Below are 18,522 nucleotides of genomic sequence, written 5' to 3' on the forward strand. Positions count from 1 at the left end.
GGATGCTCGAACATCTGCCCGGCTGGCTGGGCAAGGCGATGAGCGGCTGGCGCGCCGGGGTGGAGTCGATCGCGGTCGTCCGACCCGAACTGGCACCGCCCGCCGCAATGCCGCTGCATAGCCCGGCCTTTGGCGATATGGCGCGGCTGCCCGAACGCTTCACCGCCGATGGCGAAGGCGTGTCCCCGCCGCTCTATTGGAACGACCCGCCCGAGGGCACGGCGATGCTGGCGCTGATCGTCGAGGATGCCGACGCCCCGACGCCGCAGCCGCTGGTCCACGCCATCGTCTGGAACCTGCCGCCCCGTGACGGGGAACTGGCCGAGGGCGCGATCGTCGCGGATGGCGTGGGCACGCCCGAAGGGGGCGATGTCGGGCGCAATTCCTATTTGAGCGAGGGCTGGCTGCCGCCCGATCCGCCGCGCGGGCATGGCGAACATCGTTATGTCTTCCAGCTGTTTGCGCTGGATGCCGTGGTCGATATCGGCGGACAGACGCCGGGTCGCGGTGCGATGGTCGAGGCGATGGCGGGGCATGTGCTGGCCGCCGGGGTGCTGACGGGCACCTATTCGCGCGAGGAGGAAGCGCCGGTCGGCCCGGTGGGTGCAGGCGCGGTCGCCTGATAGGGGAAAGAAGGACGGCCGGGTGTCAGAATGGCATGGCCCGGCCGCCAAAGGGGTAAGGCACGATCACGCTCAGGCGATCGGAAAGATCGGTGCGGCGCTGGTGATGGCGAGACCGGCGAAGACGAAAGCGCCGAGGACCGAGACGAGAACCTGGCGGGTCTGGAACGAAGCGAACATGGTGAAACTCCCTGAGATATCTGCCGGTTGGACCATCCGACCGGCGATACCAGGGACATTGCAGAGAGCGTGCCAGTTTTAAAAATGGCGGATTTCCGTGGTTTCCCGGAAATCCGTTTTTGACCTTGGGAAATTCCGCCACGATCCGACGGGATTTTCCGCCATCGGATGGCGGAAAATCAGGCGTCGTTGCAGGCGCGGTCGCGGCCTTCCTTTTTCGCACGATACAAAAGCGCATCGGCCCGCGCGAACAGCGTCTCCTGCGTATCCTCGGGGTTCAGCGCGGTGATCCCGGCGGAGAAAGTGACTTCGCCGACCGGCTCGCCCGTCTCGCGTACGCGCATCCGGCGATTGCGCACCGCATCGCGCGCCCGTTCGACCAACGCCGCCGCTTGCCTGGCGGTCAGGCCGGACATCAGGATGGCAAATTCCTCACCGCCATGACGGCAGACAAGATGCCCCTGGCATTCCTCGGCCAGGATCTTGCCGATCGAATGCAGCACCCGGTCGCCCGTGGCGTGGCCCAGATCGTCGTTGATCCGCTTGAACCGGTCGACGTCGCACAGCGCCAGATGGCAACTGTCCGACACCTGGAAACACTGTCCCAGCGCCTCGGAAAAGGCCAACCGGTTGGCCAGCCCGGTCAGCGGGTCGCGTCGCGCCGTCGCCCGCGCCTCGGCCAGCTTCTCGCGCAGCGTGTCGGCCTCCGCCGTCGCCTGCTCCAACCGCTGTTCGGTCGCGTGGATCCGCTCCAGCATCTCGCCGGTCAGCGTCGCCAGCGTCGGCAGGTCGATCTCTTCGCGGTTCATCTCCGCCACGTTGCGCGCCAGATTGGCCCCGAAGGCCGAGGTATCCTCCTGGAAGGTGCGCATCACCGACATGAATGCCGTGACCTGATTCTCGGTCTGCTCGGCCAGCGCGTCCGACCGCGCCTCCGCCTCGGGCGGTGCGACCCGGTCGGCCGCCGATTCGCGGGCGGCCGGCTCGGCCGCATCCGGTTCGGGCATGGGACGCGACGCCCCCACCGGACCACCCAGCCGGACGATATCGTCTTGGTGTAGGCGGACGCCGCCATCGATCAGCGACGCGACCGCGCGCGCCAGGCTGCCTTTGGGATTGGTCAGGATCGCATGGACAAAGGCGTAATGCGCCGGATCGGGGGAAAGCCGGTGGTCCTCCAGAAACTTGCCGATACGCTCATACAAACTGGCAGGCGTCGTCATGGCTCGCCGCGGCTCCGCATCCGCCGTTTCGCCCCATCCCCTGTAAAGCCCCATGACACGTGCCTGTCAGCGACGATTTTGCAGTTCGCGTACCGCCGCCAGCGTCGTGGCGACATGCTCGGAGGGGTTCATGTCGTCATGGACGAAGACGACGCGGCCATCACGACCGATGACATAGCTGGTGCGCGAGGTGATATCGCGACCCTCGATCTGACGACCGAGCGCGACGTCATAGCCCTTGACGATCGCGGGACCAGCACTGGCGACCGGGAACTTGCCCGCGCATTCGGCCTTGGAAAAGGCGGCGAGCTTGTCGACCGGGTCGGCCGACATGCCGATCACGCGCGCACCGGCCGCGCGAAAGGCGTCGATCTTCTCGGCAAAGGCGCGTGCCTCGGCGCTGCATCCACTCGTGAAGGCGGCGGGGAAGAAATACAGGACGACCGGACCGTGGCGCAGCTGTTCCTTGAGGTGCAGCGTGAAGACCTTGCCCGCCACCGCGCCGCGCGTGGTGAAGTCGGGAGCCGGGGCACCGGGACGCAGGGCCGCTGCGGCCGGTACCGCTGCCATTGCCAGGAGAACGCCCAATACTGCCCTCATCGCTCCATTCCTTATATTAAGATAGTTAACGCCTATCCCGTCGCGATCATGGCGTCCATTGCTGATCGCGCAGTCCTATCCTATCCGGGTTAATATGTCCGTACACGCCGACGATATTAAGCTGGCCCTTCGTCTTGCCGATGCTGCCGGAGCCGCCATCCGCCCCTATTTCCGCACCGAAATGGGGCTGGAAATCAAGGAGGACCGCTCGCCCGTGACGCTGGCCGATCGCGAGGCGGAGGCGGCGATGCGCCGTATCCTGGAGGCGGAGCGTTCGGGCGACGGCATTCATGGCGAGGAATATGGCGTCAAGGACGGCGTGACGGGGCGCCAATGGGTGCTCGATCCCATCGACGGCACGCGCAGCTTCACCGTCGGGCGGCCGATCTTCGGCACGCTGATCGCGCTGGTCGACAATGGCTGGCCGGTGCTGGGCATCATCGACCAGCCGATCGCGCGCGAGCGCTGGCTGGGCGTGGCGGGGCGGCCGACCCTGTTCAACGGGCAGCCGACGCGCACCCGCGCCTGTCGCGATCTGGACGGCGCGACCATCGCGACGACCAGCCCGCATCTGTTCGACGACGAAGACGTGCCGCATTTCATGGCGCTGGTCGCCGCGGTCAGCGGCCAGTCGCCGCGCCAGGGGCCGGTCTATGGCGGCGACTGTTACAATTACGGCCTGCTGGCGAGCGGCCATATCGATCTGGTGTGCGAATCGGGGCTGAAGCTGCACGACTTCGCCGCGCTGGTCCCGGTGGTCGAGGGCGCGGGCGGGCGGATGTGCGACTGGAACGGCGACCCGCTGACCGCCGACAGCGCGGGCCATGTGCTGGCGATCGGCGACCCCGCGCGCACCGACGAAGTGCTGGAGGCGCTGCGCAACGTGCCGCACGGGCATGACCACCACCACGATCACGATCATTAATTCCTCCCCTGTAAGGGGAGGGGGACCATGCGCAGCATGGTGGAGGGGTGTCACCCCTATCGAGAGCGTGACACCCCTCCGTCAGGGCTTCGCCCTGCCACCTCCCCTTGCAGGGGAGGAACAGCTTAGCCGGTCAGGCCTGCCGCCGTGGCCAGGCCCAGAAACGCCAGGAACCCGATCGAATCGGTCGTCATCGTCACGAACACCGAGGACGCGACCGCAGGATCGGCATCGAAGCGATCGAGCGTCACCGGCACCAGCACGCCCGCCAGCCCCGCGACCAGGATATTGGTCATCATCGCCACCGCGATCACCATGCCCAGCGCCGGGTTGCCGAAGACCAGGCTCACCCCCACCCCGATCACCGCCGCGACGGTCACGCCGTTCATCATCGCCACGCGAATCTCGCGCATGATCGCACGCGCGGTGTTGGACCGGGTCAGCTGGTTGGTCGCCAGCGCGCGCACCGTCACCGCCAGCGTCTGCGTGCCCGCATTGCCGCCCACGCCCGCGACGATCGGCATCAGCGTGGCGAGCGCCACCATCCGCGCGATCGTCCCCTCGAACGCGGCGATCACCGAGGAGGCGACCATCGCGGTGATCAGGTTGGCGAGCAGCCAGCGGACGCGGCTCTTGTAGCTGTCCAGGATCGGCTCGTTGATGTCGCCTTCGCCCGCGCCCGACAGGCGCAGCACGTCCTCGCCCGCCTCCTGCTGGATGATGTGGACGATATCGTCGACGGTGATCATGCCGACCAGCCGCCCGCTGCCATCGACCACCGCGGCCGAGATCAGCGCATATTTCTGGAAGCGCAGCGCGACTTCTTCCTGGTCCATGTCGACCGGGATCAGGGTCTGTTCGCGCTTCATCACGTCGCCGATCACGATCTGCCCCGGCGCGCGCAGGATCCAGGAGAGCTGGCAGGTGCCGATCGGGCGGTGCCCCGGATCGACGACGAAGATTTCCCAGAAATCGGTGGTCAGTTCCTCGTCGTCGCGCAGGAACTGGATCGTCTCGGCCACCGTCCAATGTTCGGGCACCGCGATCAGCTCGCGCTGCATCAGGCGGCCGGCGGACTCCTCGGGGAAGGACAAGGCTTCCTCGATCGCGGCGCGGTCGTCCGGGTCGAGCGCGCGCAAGACCGCGCGCTGCTCGTCCTCGTCCATGTCCTCGATGATGGCGACCGCGTCGTCGGTGTCGAGTTCGGAAGCGATATCGGCGACTTCATGCGGTTCGAGCGCCTGGATCAGCTGCTCGCGCACATAGTCGTTCATTTCGGCGAAGACGTCGCCGTTCAGCAGGTCCGCGACCGCGCGCGCCAGATTGACGCGCTCCTCGTCCCCGACCAGCTCGAACAGGTCGGCGATGTCGGCGGGGTGGAGCGGCTCGACCAGCGCACGCGCGCCCTCGTCGTCGCCCGCCTCCAGCGCGTCGAGCACGGCCGTCACATATTCGGGCTTCAGCCGGTCGTCTTCGTCCAGCTGGGTTTCGGGCGCCAGATTTTCTGGAAGGCGCGTCTCGGTTTCGAGTTCGGGGAGTTCGGTGTCGCTGATCTCGGCCTCCCTCGATCGATCATGAACGCTGTGTCACGCCTCTAAACTGCGACGGCGGCATTTGCCAGCGGGCACGGGAATGCCTACCTGCGGGGCATCAACCAAGGAAGACCCCTTATGGCCGAGACTTTTTCCAAGCTGACCCTGACGCTCGAGAGCGGCGATGTCGTGATCACGCTGCGCCCCGACCTGGCGCCCGAGCATGTCGCGCGCATCGGCGGCCTCGCCAATGAAGGCTTTTACGACGGCGTCGTGTTCCACCGCGTGATCCCCGGCTTCATGGCGCAGGGCGGCGACCCCACCGGCACCGGCATGTCGGGTTCGGACAAGCCCAACCTGAAGCAGGAGTTCAACGCCGAGCCGCACGTGCGCGGTACCTGCTCGATGGCGCGGACCAACGATCCGAACTCGGCCAATTCGCAGTTCTTCATCTGCTTCGACGACGCCCGCTTCCTCGACCGCCAGTACACGGTCTGGGGCCAGGTCGAGAGCGGCATGGAGCATGTCGACGCGCTGCCGAAGGGCGAGCCGCCCCGCAATCCGGGCAAGATTTTGAAGGCGACCGCGGAGTAATTTCGCGAGCCGGATGAAGGGGGGAGTCTCGCAAGAGGCTCCCCCTTTTTGTTTGGCCCTGCCGACTGCCCCAAGCACGCCCCTCCCGCAAGCGGGAGGGGATGGGGGAGGGAAAGCCACGGGAGACCGTCTCTGTGAGACACCTCGCCCTCCCCAACCCCTCCCGCCTGCGGGAGGGGCTATCGTAGCGGGAGGGCGAGAAGCCCCCTCAAACGTCACGGAATTTGGGCGAGCGCCGCTCCATGTTCGCCACGACTGCTTCCCGGTGGTTCACCCCTTGCATCAGCGCCAGCTGCTCGGCGCTCTCCATCGCCAGCATCGCCGCCGGTTCGCTGCCCATCGCACCGAACAACCGCTTGGCGCTGCGCACCGCATCGGGGCTTCGCCCGGCGATCTTCCGCGCCAGCGCCAGCGCCTCGGCGCGCGGGTCCTCCACCAGCCGCATCACGAACCCCGCCGCCACCGCTTCGGCCGCGTCGAATTCGCGCGCGGTATAGACCCATTCGCGAAGCACATCCTGGCGCACCCCGTCCCACAGCGCAAAGCCGCCCATGTCGGGGACGATGCCCCAATGCAGCTCGCGAATCGCAAAGCGGGTGGCGGGATGGGCCAGCCTGATATCGGCTCCCGCCATGATCTGGGTCGCGCCGCCGAACACCACGCCGTGAACCGCCGCAATCACCGGCACCGGCAGCGTCCGCCAGCCCCACGCGACCTGCTGCACCAGATTGGCCGGGCCATGGCTGCGTGCCGCCAGGTCCAGCCCCGCCAGCTCGCCGCCCGCCATCGCCGCCATGTCGAGGCCGGAGCAGAACCCCTCCCCCTCGCCCGACAGCACCACCGCGCGCAGCTCGGCCCGTGACGACAGCGCGGCGATCGCCTCGGCCAGCGCGTCGAACATCTTGCCGTCGATGGCGTTCAGCTTTTCCCCGCGCGCCAGGCGGACATCGGCCACGCCGTCCGTCACCGCGATCGTCACCCGGCCGTCCATATCTCTCTCCTTTTGCGCCAGCGCGTGGCTCGTGTAGAGCATCGCATCATGGGGTTCGACATGGAACGCTTCGTCGCGATGGGCGGCCTGGGCGGCGGGCATGGCCAGCATCTGGGCATCGCGTACCGCGCGCACGGGGAAGACTGGGCGGAGCTGGCGCTGCCCTACGATGCACGGCTGATCGGCGATCCGACCAGCGGCGTCATCGCCTCCGGGCCGATCGTCGCGATGATGGACATGGCGACCAGCGTCGCCGTCTGGCTGAAGCGCGGCGCGTTCGAGCCGCATGTGACGCTGGACCTGCGGGTCGATTATCTCCGCCCCGCCGTCCCCGAACGCACCGTGATCGGGCGCGGGGAGTGTTATCGCCTCACCCGCAGCATCGCCTTTGTCCGGGGCATCGCGCATGACGGCGACCCCGACGATCCGGTCGCGCATGTCGCGGGCACCTTTATCGGCATGACCGCATGAGCGCCCCCCGCACCGGCATCGGGCAGGCGATGGTGCTGCCCCCTTATGCGGAATGGCTGGGCTGTTCGATCGAATGGGTCGACGGGCTGCCGCAGCTGATCATGCCGTTCGGCGAGCATGTGATGGGCTGGCCCGGCCTGTTACAGGGCGGCGCGATCGCCGGGCTGCTGGAGGTGGCGGGCATCGCCGCGCTGACCCACCGCCTGTCGAACGAGGGGTCGACGCGGATCAAGCCGGTGACGGTCACGACCGATTATCTGCGTACCGGTCGCGACCATCCGACCCGCGCGGTCGGCACCATCCTGCGCCTCGGCCAGCGGACCGCCAATGTCGAGGTGACCGCCTGGCAGGAGGACCGCGAAAAGCCGATCGCGACCGCGCGGTTGAATTACCGCATCCTGCGCGGCTGAGCTTTCGCAAGCGCATGCTTGATCGCGGCATCGGCGACCGGCGCCATGGCGGCATAGCCTTGCGCATTGGGATGCACCCCGTCGGTGCCATAGGCCGGGTTCAGCGCGTCCCCGACATGCAGGACCGACCAGTAATCGGCATAGGTCGCGCCGATCTGCTTGGCATAGGTCTTCAACCAGGCATTCAGCGTCGCGATGCGCGGTGCGGTGGCCAGGCCCGGCTTCCACTCGAAATGATCGGCGGGCGGGATCGAGGCCAGGATCACGCGGATGCCGTTGGCCTGGGCCAGCTCGACCATCGACATGATATTGCCCTGAACCTGCGCGTTGGTCGTCGGGCCGGTATTGCCCGCAATGTCGTTGGTGCCCGCCATGATCTGCACCACCGCCGGATGCAGGTCGATCACGTCCTGACGGAAGCGGAGCAGCATCTGCGAGGTCGTCTGCCCGCTGATCCCGCGTCCGATCCGACCGGGGGTGAAGAATTGCGGCATCTTGCCGACCCAGCCCTCGGTGATCGAATCGCCCATGAAGACGATGCGCGGCTGCCCCGCCACCGGCGCGGACAGCTTGGCATTGTCACTACGGTAGCGCGCCAGATAGGCGAAGTCGTTGTGCAACCGCTCCTCCCATTCGCGGGTCCAGCGCTGTGCATCCGTTTCCTTCGCCGCGGTCTGCGCAGCGGCGGGTGCAGCGAGGGTCAGCGCAGCGAGCGCGGTCAGGATTACCCGGCTCACGGGCGCAGGTCCGTGGCGGTCGCGGTGACGTTCCAGCCGCGCACATTCACCATCGGCTTGTCCGCCTTGGCCGTGGGGTAGCGAATCTCGATCACGCGGGTCTCTCCGGGCATCAGGGTGACGTAATTGTCGCTGAAATAGGCGGGCAGCACCTGACTGCCGTCGGCATTCATCACGGTCAGCTTGGTCTCGATCGCGGGGACGGTGCCGCCATTGGTCAGGGTGACGCTGGCGAGCGTCTCCTCGCCTTGCGCTTGCGTCGTCGCGGTCGCGGTGACGGGGGCGGCGGCCATGCCGGTCAGCGCGCGGTAGCCCGTATCGTCCGCCGCTTCCCAATAGCTGTTGGTCGACAGCAGCTGCCCGCCCGCATCGCTCGCCTCCAGCCGGACCAGCACCGGCCCGCGCTTCATCGCGGGCGCGAGGTCGAGGTTCAGCGCTGGCGTGACCCCCTCGGCACCCGCGACGATCTTCGCCTCCTGCTCGCTCTCGGTCCGGCCATCCAGCCCGACGACCTTCGCGCGCACCTGTACGCCCTTCAGCGCGTCGCGGGTGTTGTTGACCAGCACGACGCGGTGGTCGGGCAGGTTCATCTGGACATGGATCGGCTCGGCCGCCTTCTTCACGCCGTAGAAGGCGGCATGCGTGTCATAGTCGGACGAGAAAATCTGCCAGGCCGAGGACGGCCAGGCGGGCTGGGTCATCCACAGCATCCGTCCCGAATTCTCGGTCCAGAGCCCGGCATTCATCCCCTCGAAGATGGCGCGATAGGATTCATACTCCATCATCTGCGCCTTGCGCTCGAAATCCTCCAGCCCGGTGGCGGGGCCGAAGCGGCGTTCGAGCACGTCCATATAGGTCTTCACCGCGCCGTTCCCGGTCTGGTGCCAGTCGTGATAGGCCCAGACATCGCCGATCGGCCAGCGATCCGCCTCGGCAGGGATGGTCCGCTTCCACGATTCCAGCGTCGGCAGCGAGGGCGTGCCGACCTCGACCGAGAAGCCCTTGGCATGGGTGGTGAAATATTCGACCGGCGGCCGCCAATTATAGGGGCCGGAGCCCTGGAGGTTCACCGCGTTGGACGAGGGCATATAGAGCCGCGTCCCGTCCTCGGTACGCAGCAGCGTGTCTAGCCCATTATTCAGGATCGGCTGCGGCACGCCTTCGTTGCGGCCGAACCAGGCGACGATCGAGGGATGGTTGCGATAGCGGCGCACCACGTCGGCCGCATTGGCGAGGAACAGTTGCGGGTCCTCGGCCTCCATATTGTAATCCTGGGTCGACTCCCAGAAGTCGGACAGGACCATCAGGCCATATTCGTCGGCCAGGTCGAAGAAGCTCTCCTCGGTATTCTGCCCCACCCAGTTGCGCACGATGTTGAGATGCGCGTCGCGGTGCAGGCGGAAGAACGGCTCCAGATGCGCGCGGTCGACGCGCTTCATGAAATCGTCCATGCCGATATTGCCGCCGCGCGCCGCGATCCGCACGCCGTTGACCCGCAAGGTCATATAGGGGGCGAGGCGCGGATCGTCGGTGACCTTGGCTACCGCCGCCGACTGGTCGCCGCCGGGCATGAAGCTCATCGCCCAGCCATTGCCCGTCTTGCGGATGCCCGCATGGCTGGTGTCCACCACCTTCGGTCCGCCGCGCACCCGGTTGAGGTCCAGCGTCACCCGCTCCAGATCGCCGTCACCGTCGAACAGCGACAGGTCATAGGTCACCTGCCGCATCCCGAAGCGCAGGCCCTTGGAGTCGGACAGCGCGCCATCGACCGCCGCCGTCAGCGCCAGATCGTGCAGCGCCGGGTCGCCATAGCCATTGGGCCACCACAGACGCGGGTTCTTGACCGACAGCTGCGGGAATTCGCTCGGCGACAGGACGGCGCGGATCGTCTGGCCCGGCGCGACCGTCACCGGCTTTTCGACCACCACATCGTCGAACACCGCGCGCACCGTCGTCGTCACCGGCGCCTGGCCGTTGTTGGTGACGGGCACCGCGATCTCGACATCGGCGACCGAATTATCGGGCTTGGGCAGGGTCGTCACCACCTGCGGGTCGCCGATCACCGCCGGGCCGGTCGCGGCTAGCGTCACGCCCTGCCACAGCCCGGTGTTCCGGTCGCGGACCGAGGGGATCCAGTCCCACCCCTCGGTCGCGACGAAGGTCGGGCCGTCGAGCATCTGGACGCCGCCATTCTCGCCCACGCCCGCCGTCATCGATTCCTCATGCGCGAGGCCGGAATGCGGCGGCGGCGACACCCGCACCGCGATGGCGTTACGCCCGGCGGCCAGCGTCACGGGGAAGCGGCCACGGATGAAGGCGCCCTTCATCGTGCCCGCCATCCGGCCGTTGACCCAGACCTCGGCAGAATAGCTCACCCCGTTGAAGGTCAGCCACATCGTCCGCCCCACGGCCTCGGCGGGCGTGTCGAACTCGGTGCGATACCAGTAATCCTGCCGCGCCAGCGTCTCGGGGATCGACAGGTTGTTCAGCCCGACCGCCGGATCGGGATAGACGCCGCGATCGACCAGCGTCGTCAGCACGGTGCCGGGCACGGTCGCGGCATACCATTTGCTCGCGTCGAAATTGCCCTGCGACAGGTCCGCGCCGCCGGGACCGACCTTGGCCGCCTCGATCAGCCGCCAGCCATTCACCGCCCATTGGCCGGTGGCGGTGGAGACGAGCGCGGGCACCTTGGATTCGGGCTTGGCCGTGCCGCCGGTCGGGATCGGGGCCTTGGACTGGGGCAGGGTCCAGGCGTCCTGCGGTGCCGTCTGCCCCTGCATCTGGCGGGTCTGATAGGGCCAGCTGGGGCTGCCGGTCTGGAGCGCGATCTTCGCCGGATCGGGCGCGCGCCGGGCGGCGACGCGGATGGTCAGCGGGTCGACCGCCTCGCGCACCATGCGGAAATCGACGATCTTGCCCGCAAAGACGGGCTGATAGCTGCGCGGCGCCAGCGTCGCGACGCCGGTCACGGGCGCCAGCGACAGGCCGCGCTGCACCACCTGCCGACCGTTCACGAACAGCCGGACGATCTTTCCGTCATAGCTGGCGGCGATATAGGTCCATTTGTTGCGGTCGGCATCGCCGCCGCCCTGGACCACCCCCGCCTCGGTGACGAGCGCGGGCTGGCCGTCGACCAGCGCCAGATAGCGGCGCGGCCCCCCGGTGGGGTTGCCGAAGCCACCGATCAGCATCGTCGTGCCCTTGCCCATCACGCTGCGCGGCTGGACCCAGGCGGACAGCGTCCAGTTGGGCGCGGTGACCGGCGACGTGACGATGGCACGGGCGTAGGAATCGCCACCGGGCGGCAGATCGGCGTTGATCGGACCCAAAGGTGTGGCGGGCGGCGGATTCTGTACCGGAGCCGTCTGCGCCGCAGCGGCCATGCCCCAGACCAGCGCCGTCACTGATGCCAGAGCCCCCATCGCTCTTGCCGCCGCCACGCTCATGCCTGCTCCTTTTGAATCGTCGCGGGATAAAGCAAATGAAAAGCCCTAAAGTCAAAGGGCGCTGTACCCATTCCTCCCCTGCAAGGGGAGGTGTCGCGCAAAGCGTGACGGAGGGGTGTCCCCCTATCGAGAGCGGGGACACCCCTCCGTCAGGCCTGCGGCCTGCCACCTCCCCTTATAGGGGAGGAATAGGGATTACCCGCCGAAACAGTCGATCGCCTCGCGGATGCCGGTCCAGACTGTACCGAGCTGTTCCGGTGTGATGGAGTAGGGCGGCATGACATAGATGGTGTTGCCCATCGGCCGGACGAGCAGATCGCGCTCGCGAAAATGGGCCAGCAGTCGGGGTGCCAGGTCGGACAGGTAATCCTGCCCCGCGCCCAGCTCGAACGCCGCGATCGTGCCGAGGTTACGCGGGTTGCGGACCGCCGGTTCATCCACCACCATCGCCAGATGGCTTCGCTGGCGATCGGCCAGAGCATCGATCCGCGCCTGCACCGGCTCGTCGCGCCAGATCGCCAGATTGGCCGCCGCCGCCGCGCAGGCGATGGGGTTGGCGGTGTAGCTGGACGAGTGGAAGAACTGTTTCGACCGATCGGTCTCCGACCAATGCGCCTGGAAGATCGGCTCGATCGCCAGCGTCACCGCCAGCGGCACCGCGCCGCCGGTCAGCCCCTTGGACAGGCAGAGAATGTCCGGCACCACCTCCGCCTGCTCACAGGCCAGCAACGTGCCGGTGCGGCCCCAGCCGGTCATGATCTCGTCGGCGATGAACAAGACGCCGTGCGCTGCGCAAATGTCGCGCATCGCGGCCAGCGTCTCCGGCGTGTACAGGAGCATGCCGCCCGCACCGAGCACCAAAGGCTCGACGATGAACGCCGCCGCGCCCGCCCGGCACTCCGCCTCCAGCGCATCGAGCGTGGCCTGCACGTCCGCAGGAAAGGGAATCGTGCCGACATCGAAGAGCAACGGCGCATAGGCGCGGTTGTACACGCCGCGCGCGCCGACCGACATCGCGCCGATCGTGTCGCCATGATAGCTGTGTTCGAGGACGAGGATGCGGTGACGCGGCTCGCTGCGGTGGAGCCAGTATCCCAGCGCCATCTTCAACGCGACCTCGACCGCCGTCGAACCGGAGTCGGAGAAGAACACCCGCGTCAGTTCGGGCGGGGTGATCCGCACCAGCTCGGCGGCGACCTGCTCGGCGGGTTCATGCGTCCAGCCTGCGAAGATGATCTGGTCGAGCTTGCCCGCTTGGTCAGCGATGGCGGCGCTGATGCGCGGATGGTTATGGCCGTGCGTCGTCACCCACCAGCTGGAAATGGCGTCGATCACCTCGCGCCCGTCGACCGTGGTCAGCACCGCGCCGCTAGCCGAGGCGACCTTGGGGATCGGTTGGCCCAGGCCGTGCTGGGTAAAGGGATGCCAGACCGGCGAGGTCATCGGAAATCCTCGATGTCGAAATTCGCCGCGAACGCTTCCGCCAGCGTCTCGCGGGTCAGCCCGGCGAGGCGGGGCAGACGGCCGAGCCGCTTCACCCCGCCGATCGCGGCTATGGTCGCCTCGCTGTCCTCGACACCCTCGCCGACGAAGGCGACGCCCAGGATCGGCACCCCGCGCGACCGCAGCGCCTCGATCGACAATAGGCTGTGGTTGATCGTGCCCAGCCCGGTCCGCGCGACCAGCACCACCGGGCGGCCCCAATGGGCGAACAGGTCGGCGAACAGCAACTGGCGGGTGACGGGCACCAGCACCCCGCCCGCCCCCTCGGCGACCAGCGGGCCATCGATCGGCGGCAGGGCCAGCCGGTCCATCGCGATCTCCACCCCGTCGATCTCGGCTGCACGGTGCGGCGAGCAAGGGGTCTTCAACCGATAGGCGGAGGGGAGAACCGGGCGCCCACTGAGCGCGGCCACCGTCTCGGCATCGCCATGCCCCTCCTCGTCGGTGCCCGCCTGGACAGGCTTCCAATAGCTGGCCCCCAGCGCGCCGGTCAGTGCGGCAGAGAAGACGGTCTTGCCGATTTCGGTATCGGTGCCGGTGACGATGATCGCGCTCATGCCAGAACCTCGTTCAGTGCCTGGTCGAGGGCGAGGATGTCCGCCGCCTCGACATTGAGGGTGATCGACAGCCGCAGTCGCGCCGCGCCTACCGGCACGGTCGGCGGGCGGATGCCGCGAATGTCGAAGCCGCGAGCCTGCAACGCCTCGGCCGCGCGCATGGTGCGGCCATTGTCGTGCAGGATCAGCGGCATGATCGGCGTGCCGTTCGCCAGCGCGCCATGTTTCGCCAGACGCTCTCCCGCCAGCGCGATCCGCTCGTGGAGCGCGGTCCGCCGCTCCGGCTCGTCGGCGAGGATGCGCAAGGCCTCGCGCACTGCGCGCGCCATCAGGGGCGAGGGTGCGGTCGAGAAGATGAAGCCCCGCCCGCGATTGACCAGATAGTCGCGCACGATGGCGGGCCCCACGACCAGCGCGCCTTCGCACCCCAGTGCCTTGCCGCAGGTGTGGAGGGTGACGACCCGCTCGCCGGGCGTGGCGAGCCCCTGCCCCCGGTCGCCGAAGACGCCGGTGGCATGCGCCTCGTCCACGATCAGCATCGCATCGTGCCGCTCGGCCACCGCCATCAGTTCGGCGAGCGGCGCGGTGTCGCCGTCCATCGAATAGAGGCTTTCGACCGCGATCCAGGCGGTGCCCTTGCCGCCTTGGGTGCGCCAGGCCCGGATCGCATCCTCGAACGCCGCCGGGTCGTTATGCGCCGCCGCCACGGACTGCGCCCGCGACAGCTTCATCCCCTCATGCATGCTGGCATGGACCAGCGCATCATGGACGATCAGGTCGCCGCGCTGGGGCAGCGTCGCCAGGAGCGTCGCATTGGCGGTATAGCCCGACGAGAAATACAGGCTCGCCTCCGCCCCGAGGAAGGCGGCGGCTTCGGCTTCCAGTGCCTCATGCTCCGGGTGATTGCCGCGCAACAGCCGCGAGCCGCCCGAACCGATGGGGACGCCCTCTGCCACCGCGTTCGCGATGGCGGCGGCAAGGCGGGGGTGGCTCGCCAGCCCCAGATAGTCGTTGGAGGCGAAGTCCCTGCCCCTTTGCGGAGCCAGCCCCCGCAACCGGTCCCGCGCGGCCAGTCGGGCCAGATCGGCGCGATGAAAGTCCAGCATGGGGACTTCCCTAAGAGGGATGGACGGTGAGTGAAACCATATTTGCGATGGATTCCCGTGGCCTTCGACTTCGCTCAGGCGGAACGGGGGTTGAGCTGTGCGGCCAAAAGCACCTCACTTCGTTCAGCCTGAGCGAAGTCGAAGGCCATGCCCCCACGCCAGCCTCAAACCGGCTCCGCCAAGGTCACGATGGACACCCCCGGCGTCAGCGGCACACGCCCGACCAGATGCCGCTCCAGCCGGAAGATCGCCTCGAACGCCTTGTTGAGCGGTGCGGGCGGGGGCGAGTCATCGCTGTCGTCGCGCCCGGTGATCCGTCCCGCGATCCGTGCCGCCGCCGCCAGCGGGAAGAGCAGCGAGTTGAAATAGCCGAGCTTGCGGGGTTTCAGCCCCGCCTTCTCGATCGCCGACACCAACGTCCCCTTGGAATAGCGGCGATGGTGATGGTTCACCACGTCGTGCGCCGACCACATCCACTGATGCGCCGGCACCGCGATCAGGATCTTGCCGCCCGGTTTCAGGCAGGACTTCATCGCGGCCAGCGCGGCGACATCGTCCTCGATATGCTCGACCACATCGAGCACCGCGATCAGGTCGTACGCGCCCCGCTCGATCCCCGGCAGTTCGGGGAGCGGCGCGGCCTGGACAGGCTTGCCCAGCCGGGCGGACGCGATCTCGCGCGCGGCGGGGTCGATCTCGATCGCGTCGACCGTGCCGAAGCTCGCCAGCATGGGCAGGTTGTGCCCGGTGCCGCAGCCGATCTCCAGAATGCGCGCCTCGGCGGGCAGCTTGCCATAGCGGGTCAGATAGTCCGCCAGGATGTCGCGGCGCGCGCGATACCACCAATGGGTGGAATCATGCGCGGCCATGCGGTCGTAAACGATACGGTCCATGAACTTATCCGAAGACCCATTGGCGGTTGAGCGCGAAGGTCGCGATCGGCGTGATCGTGACCACCGGGATCAGCGCGACCCAGGGTTGTTGATGCAATAGCCCGGTCGCGATCCAGGTGAAGAGCGCGTTCAGCGCAAGGCCGAAGCCCTGCACCACCAGGAATTTCAGATGCTGCCGGCCGCTCGAGTCGCGGGTGCCGTGCCCGCGAAAACTCCACGCGCTGTGCAGGAAGAAACCGACGATCACCGCGACCAGAAAGGCGGGCGGCACCGCCAGCACGGCCTTGTCATGCGGCAGGACCCAATAGGTCAGCGGCAGATAGACCGCCGAATAGACGACCGTCGACACGCCCCCTGCGATACCGAAGCGGATGATCTGGCCCAGCATACCGCTGGACCGCCATCGATCGATCTGGTGCTGAAGAGTCGCCATACTCCCGACCTTGCCCCCAACCTTGCCCTTTGCGCCGCCCGCGATAGAGCGGAACCCATGTCCCCGCGCCTTAGGCTGCGGGCGGGTATGAGGGAAGCGTCTTTGGAACGTCTGCAGCGTGAGATCGACCGCAACTGGCAACGCTGGGTGCTGGTGGCGTGGGCCGCGATCGCCGCCTGGTACATGTACGATCGCTGGGGCCAGATACGCTGGTGGTCGCTGGGCGACACCGACGACAATATGCGGCTGATGCAGGTGCGGGCCTGGATGGCGGGGCAGGACTGGTATGATCTGCGCCAGTATCGGATGAACCCGCCGGTCGGCTTCGACATCCATTGGAGCCGCATCGTCGACCTGCCCATCGCCGGGCTGATCCTGTTCTTCCGCCTGTTCACCACCCCCGCCTGGGCCGAGCGGCTCGCCTGCGGCCTGGCCCCGCTGATCCCGCTGTCGATCACCATGACCGCGCTGGCGGTGACGTTGCGTCGCCTGATCGGGGTGCTGACATGGCCGCTGGGCCTAGGGCTGCTGCTGTGCGCCCATGCGACGCTGCTGATGTACATGCCGATGCGCATCGACCATCACGGGTGGCAGCTGGCCATGCTGGCGGTCACGGTCGCGGGTCTGTGCGATCCGGCGGCACGGCGCGGCGGCGCGCTGGTCGGCCTGGCGAGCGCGGTGTCGCTGGCGATCGGGCTGGAGATGCTGCCCTATGCCGCGATGGCGGGCGCGATCCTGACGCTGCGCTGGGTGTGGGACCGGGCGGAGGCCGACCGGCTGGCCGTCTATGCGCTGACCCTGGGCGGGGGAAGCGCGGCGGGGTTCGCCGCCTTTGCCTCCAACGCCAATTACGCGATGCGCTGCGACGCGCTGACCCCGGTCTGGTTGTCGGTGACGGTCGCGGCGGGGGCGTTGCTGTTCGTGCTGGCGCGGATCAATCCGGCGTCGCGCGGCGCGCGGCTGGGTCTGGCGGTGGTCGCGGGTGCGGTGATCGCGGGCGGTTTCGCCAGTCTGTTCCCGCAATGCCTGACGCGCCCCGAACAGGTCAGCCCCGAGTTGCAGCGCAACTGGCTGAACAATGTCCGTGAGGCCAAGCCGATCTACAAGCACCCGCTTCGCGTCGCGCTGCCCATGGCGATCATGCCGGTGATCGGGATGATCGGGGCGATCGTCGCGGCCTGGCGGCGGCGGACGATCGGCTGGACCGCGGTGGCGCTGTTCACGACCTTCGCCTGCCTGATGCTGTTGTGGCAGGCGCGCGCGGCCCCGGCGGCGCAGATGCTGGCGGTGCCCGGCATCGCGGCGCTGCTCTGGATGGTCCTGCCCTGGCTGACGCGGCTGCGCTCGCCCCTGCTACGCGTGCCCGCCATCGTGCTGGCGGTGCTGGTGCCGACGGGGATCGCGGCGAGCTGGATCGTCACCTATCTGCCCGCGACCCAGCCGAGCGCTTATGCGAACCGGGTCAACCGTGCGACTGGGCAGTGCGTGCGCACCTCGGTGCTGACGGGGGTGAATGCCTATCCCCGGGCGACGGTGTTCACCTTCGTCGATCTGGGGCCGCGGCTGATCGTGACGACGCATCATGACGCCATCGCAGGCCCCTATCACCGCAATGGCGATGCGATCCTGGACGTGCAGCATGCCTTTCAGGGCAGCGAGGCGCAGGCGCGTGCGATCATGAAGCGGCATGGTGCGACGTTGCTGCTGATCTGCCCGGACATGGCCGAGTCGACCAACTACCGCGCGCGAGCGCCGGGCGGCTTTTACGACCGGATGGCGCGCGGCTGGACGCCGAACTGGCTGACCCCGCTGCCGCTGCCCAAGGGATCGCCGCTGAGGCTGTATCGGATCCGCTGAAATTTCCCCTTCACGGGGAGGACCACCGCGAAGCGGTGGTGGAGGGGGAGCATGCCGCCAGGGATGGCCCAGGCGGCAAGCTCCCCACCTCTATCAGACCTTGCTGGTCAGTTCCGGCACGACGGTGAACAGGTCGCCGACCAGGCCGATGTCCGCCACCTGGAAGATGGGCGCATCCTCGTCCTTGTTGATCGCGACGATGATCTTGGAGTCCTTCATCCCCGCCAGATGCTGGATCGCGCCCGAGATGCCGACCGCGACATAGACTTCCGGCGCCACGATCTTGCCGGTCTGCCCGACCTGATAGTCGTTGGGGGCATAGCCCGCATCGACCGCCGCACGGCTCGCGCCGACGGCGGCGCCCAGCTTGTCGGCGAGCGGGTCGATCAGCGCATGGAACTGATCCTCCGACCCCAGTGCGCGGCCGCCCGAGACGAT

Annotated in this window: 18 protein-coding genes; 6 read left to right on the top strand and 12 right to left on the bottom strand. The window is 67.8% G+C overall.

Annotation, left to right across the window (positions count from 1 at the left end; all coding sequences use genetic code 11):
- Positions 1-2 precede the first annotated feature (2 nt).
- The gene (locus tag ASF14_RS14400) at positions 3-623 is read left to right on the top strand and encodes a YbhB/YbcL family Raf kinase inhibitor-like protein (protein WP_056436300.1); all 621 of its coding nucleotides are present in this window, start codon (positions 3-5) and stop codon (positions 621-623) included.
- 359 nt (positions 624-982) lie between these two features.
- On the opposite strand, the gene ASF14_RS14405 is transcribed toward ASF14_RS14400, so the two are convergent.
- Both ASF14_RS14405 and ASF14_RS14410 read right to left on the bottom strand, forming a co-directional pair.
- Positions 983-2,026, bottom strand: coding sequence for a GGDEF domain-containing protein (locus ASF14_RS14405; RefSeq protein WP_076714253.1), 1,044 nt, complete (start codon positions 2,024-2,026; stop codon positions 983-985).
- A 66-nt stretch (positions 2,027-2,092) separates the two neighbouring features.
- On the bottom strand, positions 2,093-2,626 hold the full coding sequence (locus ASF14_RS14410) for a peroxiredoxin (protein ID WP_056436306.1): 534 nt from the start codon (positions 2,624-2,626) through the stop codon (positions 2,093-2,095).
- 94 nt (positions 2,627-2,720) lie between these two features.
- Between ASF14_RS14410 and ASF14_RS14415 the strand changes: the two genes are divergently transcribed.
- Positions 2,721-3,551, top strand: a complete 831-nt coding sequence (locus ASF14_RS14415) for an inositol monophosphatase family protein (RefSeq protein WP_056436473.1) — start codon at positions 2,721-2,723, stop codon at positions 3,549-3,551.
- A 125-nt stretch (positions 3,552-3,676) separates the two neighbouring features.
- Here ASF14_RS14415 and mgtE read toward each other — a convergent pair whose 3' ends face one another.
- Complete coding sequence (mgtE, locus tag ASF14_RS14420) at positions 3,677-5,104, bottom strand: magnesium transporter (RefSeq protein WP_056436308.1); 1,428 nt, start codon at positions 5,102-5,104, stop codon at positions 3,677-3,679.
- Between the two features lie 117 nt (positions 5,105-5,221).
- On the opposite strand from mgtE, the gene ASF14_RS14425 reads away from it, so the two are divergent.
- Positions 5,222-5,677 carry a peptidylprolyl isomerase gene (locus ASF14_RS14425; protein ID WP_056436311.1) on the top strand — a complete coding sequence of 152 codons (456 nt, stop codon included), beginning with the start codon at positions 5,222-5,224 and terminating at the stop codon, positions 5,675-5,677.
- Between the two features lie 208 nt (positions 5,678-5,885).
- Here the strand turns inward: ASF14_RS14425 and ASF14_RS14430 are convergent, their stop codons facing one another.
- A complete protein-coding gene (locus ASF14_RS14430; protein WP_056436476.1) occupies positions 5,886-6,668 on the bottom strand; it encodes a crotonase/enoyl-CoA hydratase family protein in 783 nt (260 codons plus the stop codon).
- A 60-nt stretch (positions 6,669-6,728) separates the two neighbouring features.
- On the opposite strand from ASF14_RS14430, the gene ASF14_RS14435 reads away from it, so the two are divergent.
- Together ASF14_RS14435 and ASF14_RS14440 are read left to right on the top strand one after the other, a co-directional pair.
- Positions 6,729-7,139, top strand: coding sequence for a PaaI family thioesterase (locus ASF14_RS14435; RefSeq protein ID WP_236697082.1), 411 nt, complete (start codon positions 6,729-6,731; stop codon positions 7,137-7,139).
- Positions 7,136-7,549 carry a PaaI family thioesterase gene (locus ASF14_RS14440; protein ID WP_236697083.1) on the top strand — a complete coding sequence of 138 codons (414 nt, stop codon included), beginning with the start codon at positions 7,136-7,138 and terminating at the stop codon, positions 7,547-7,549. Before ASF14_RS14435 ends, ASF14_RS14440 begins: the two co-directional genes overlap by 4 nt.
- Here ASF14_RS14440 and ASF14_RS14445 read toward each other — a convergent pair.
- The 7 genes from ASF14_RS14445 to ASF14_RS14475 form a co-directional block, all read right to left on the bottom strand.
- A complete protein-coding gene (locus tag ASF14_RS14445) occupies positions 7,528-8,286 on the bottom strand; it encodes an SGNH/GDSL hydrolase family protein (protein WP_056436317.1) in 759 nt (252 codons plus the stop codon). The genes ASF14_RS14440 and ASF14_RS14445 overlap by 22 nt on opposite strands.
- Complete coding sequence (locus ASF14_RS14450; protein ID WP_056436320.1) at positions 8,283-11,735, bottom strand: glycoside hydrolase family 2; 3,453 nt, start codon at positions 11,733-11,735, stop codon at positions 8,283-8,285. Before ASF14_RS14450 ends, ASF14_RS14445 begins: the two co-directional genes overlap by 4 nt.
- 195 nt (positions 11,736-11,930) lie before the next feature.
- Positions 11,931-13,178, bottom strand: coding sequence for an adenosylmethionine--8-amino-7-oxononanoate transaminase (locus tag ASF14_RS14455; RefSeq protein WP_056436323.1), 1,248 nt, complete (start codon positions 13,176-13,178; stop codon positions 11,931-11,933).
- The gene (gene bioD / locus ASF14_RS14460) at positions 13,175-13,795 is read right to left on the bottom strand and encodes a dethiobiotin synthase (protein ID WP_056436326.1); all 621 of its coding nucleotides are present in this window, start codon (positions 13,793-13,795) and stop codon (positions 13,175-13,177) included. The genes ASF14_RS14455 and bioD overlap by 4 nt, the downstream gene beginning before the upstream one ends.
- On the bottom strand, positions 13,792-14,901 hold the full coding sequence (locus ASF14_RS14465) for an 8-amino-7-oxononanoate synthase (RefSeq protein WP_056436329.1): 1,110 nt from the start codon (positions 14,899-14,901) through the stop codon (positions 13,792-13,794). The genes bioD and ASF14_RS14465 overlap by 4 nt, the downstream gene beginning before the upstream one ends.
- A gap of 164 nt (positions 14,902-15,065) precedes the next feature.
- A complete protein-coding gene (locus ASF14_RS14470) occupies positions 15,066-15,794 on the bottom strand; it encodes a class I SAM-dependent methyltransferase (protein ID WP_056436331.1) in 729 nt (242 codons plus the stop codon).
- A gap of 4 nt (positions 15,795-15,798) precedes the next feature.
- Positions 15,799-16,227 carry a GtrA family protein gene (locus tag ASF14_RS14475; RefSeq protein WP_172839604.1) on the bottom strand — a complete coding sequence of 143 codons (429 nt, stop codon included), beginning with the start codon at positions 16,225-16,227 and terminating at the stop codon, positions 15,799-15,801.
- A gap of 87 nt (positions 16,228-16,314) precedes the next feature.
- Here ASF14_RS14475 and ASF14_RS14480 point away from each other — a divergent pair, with 87 nt between their 5' ends.
- Entirely contained in the window at positions 16,315-18,084 is a 1,770-nt protein-coding gene (locus tag ASF14_RS14480) for a hypothetical protein (RefSeq protein WP_056436337.1), read from the top strand.
- 93 nt (positions 18,085-18,177) lie between these two features.
- On the opposite strand, the gene ASF14_RS14485 is transcribed toward ASF14_RS14480, so the two are convergent.
- A partial coding sequence (locus ASF14_RS14485) for an electron transfer flavoprotein subunit alpha/FixB family protein (protein WP_201780598.1) occupies positions 18,178-18,522 on the bottom strand: 345 nt, incomplete at its 5' end.

The organism is Sphingomonas sp. Leaf257 (assembly GCF_001422185.1).
GTDB lineage: Bacteria > Pseudomonadota > Alphaproteobacteria > Sphingomonadales > Sphingomonadaceae > Sphingomonas > Sphingomonas yabuuchiae.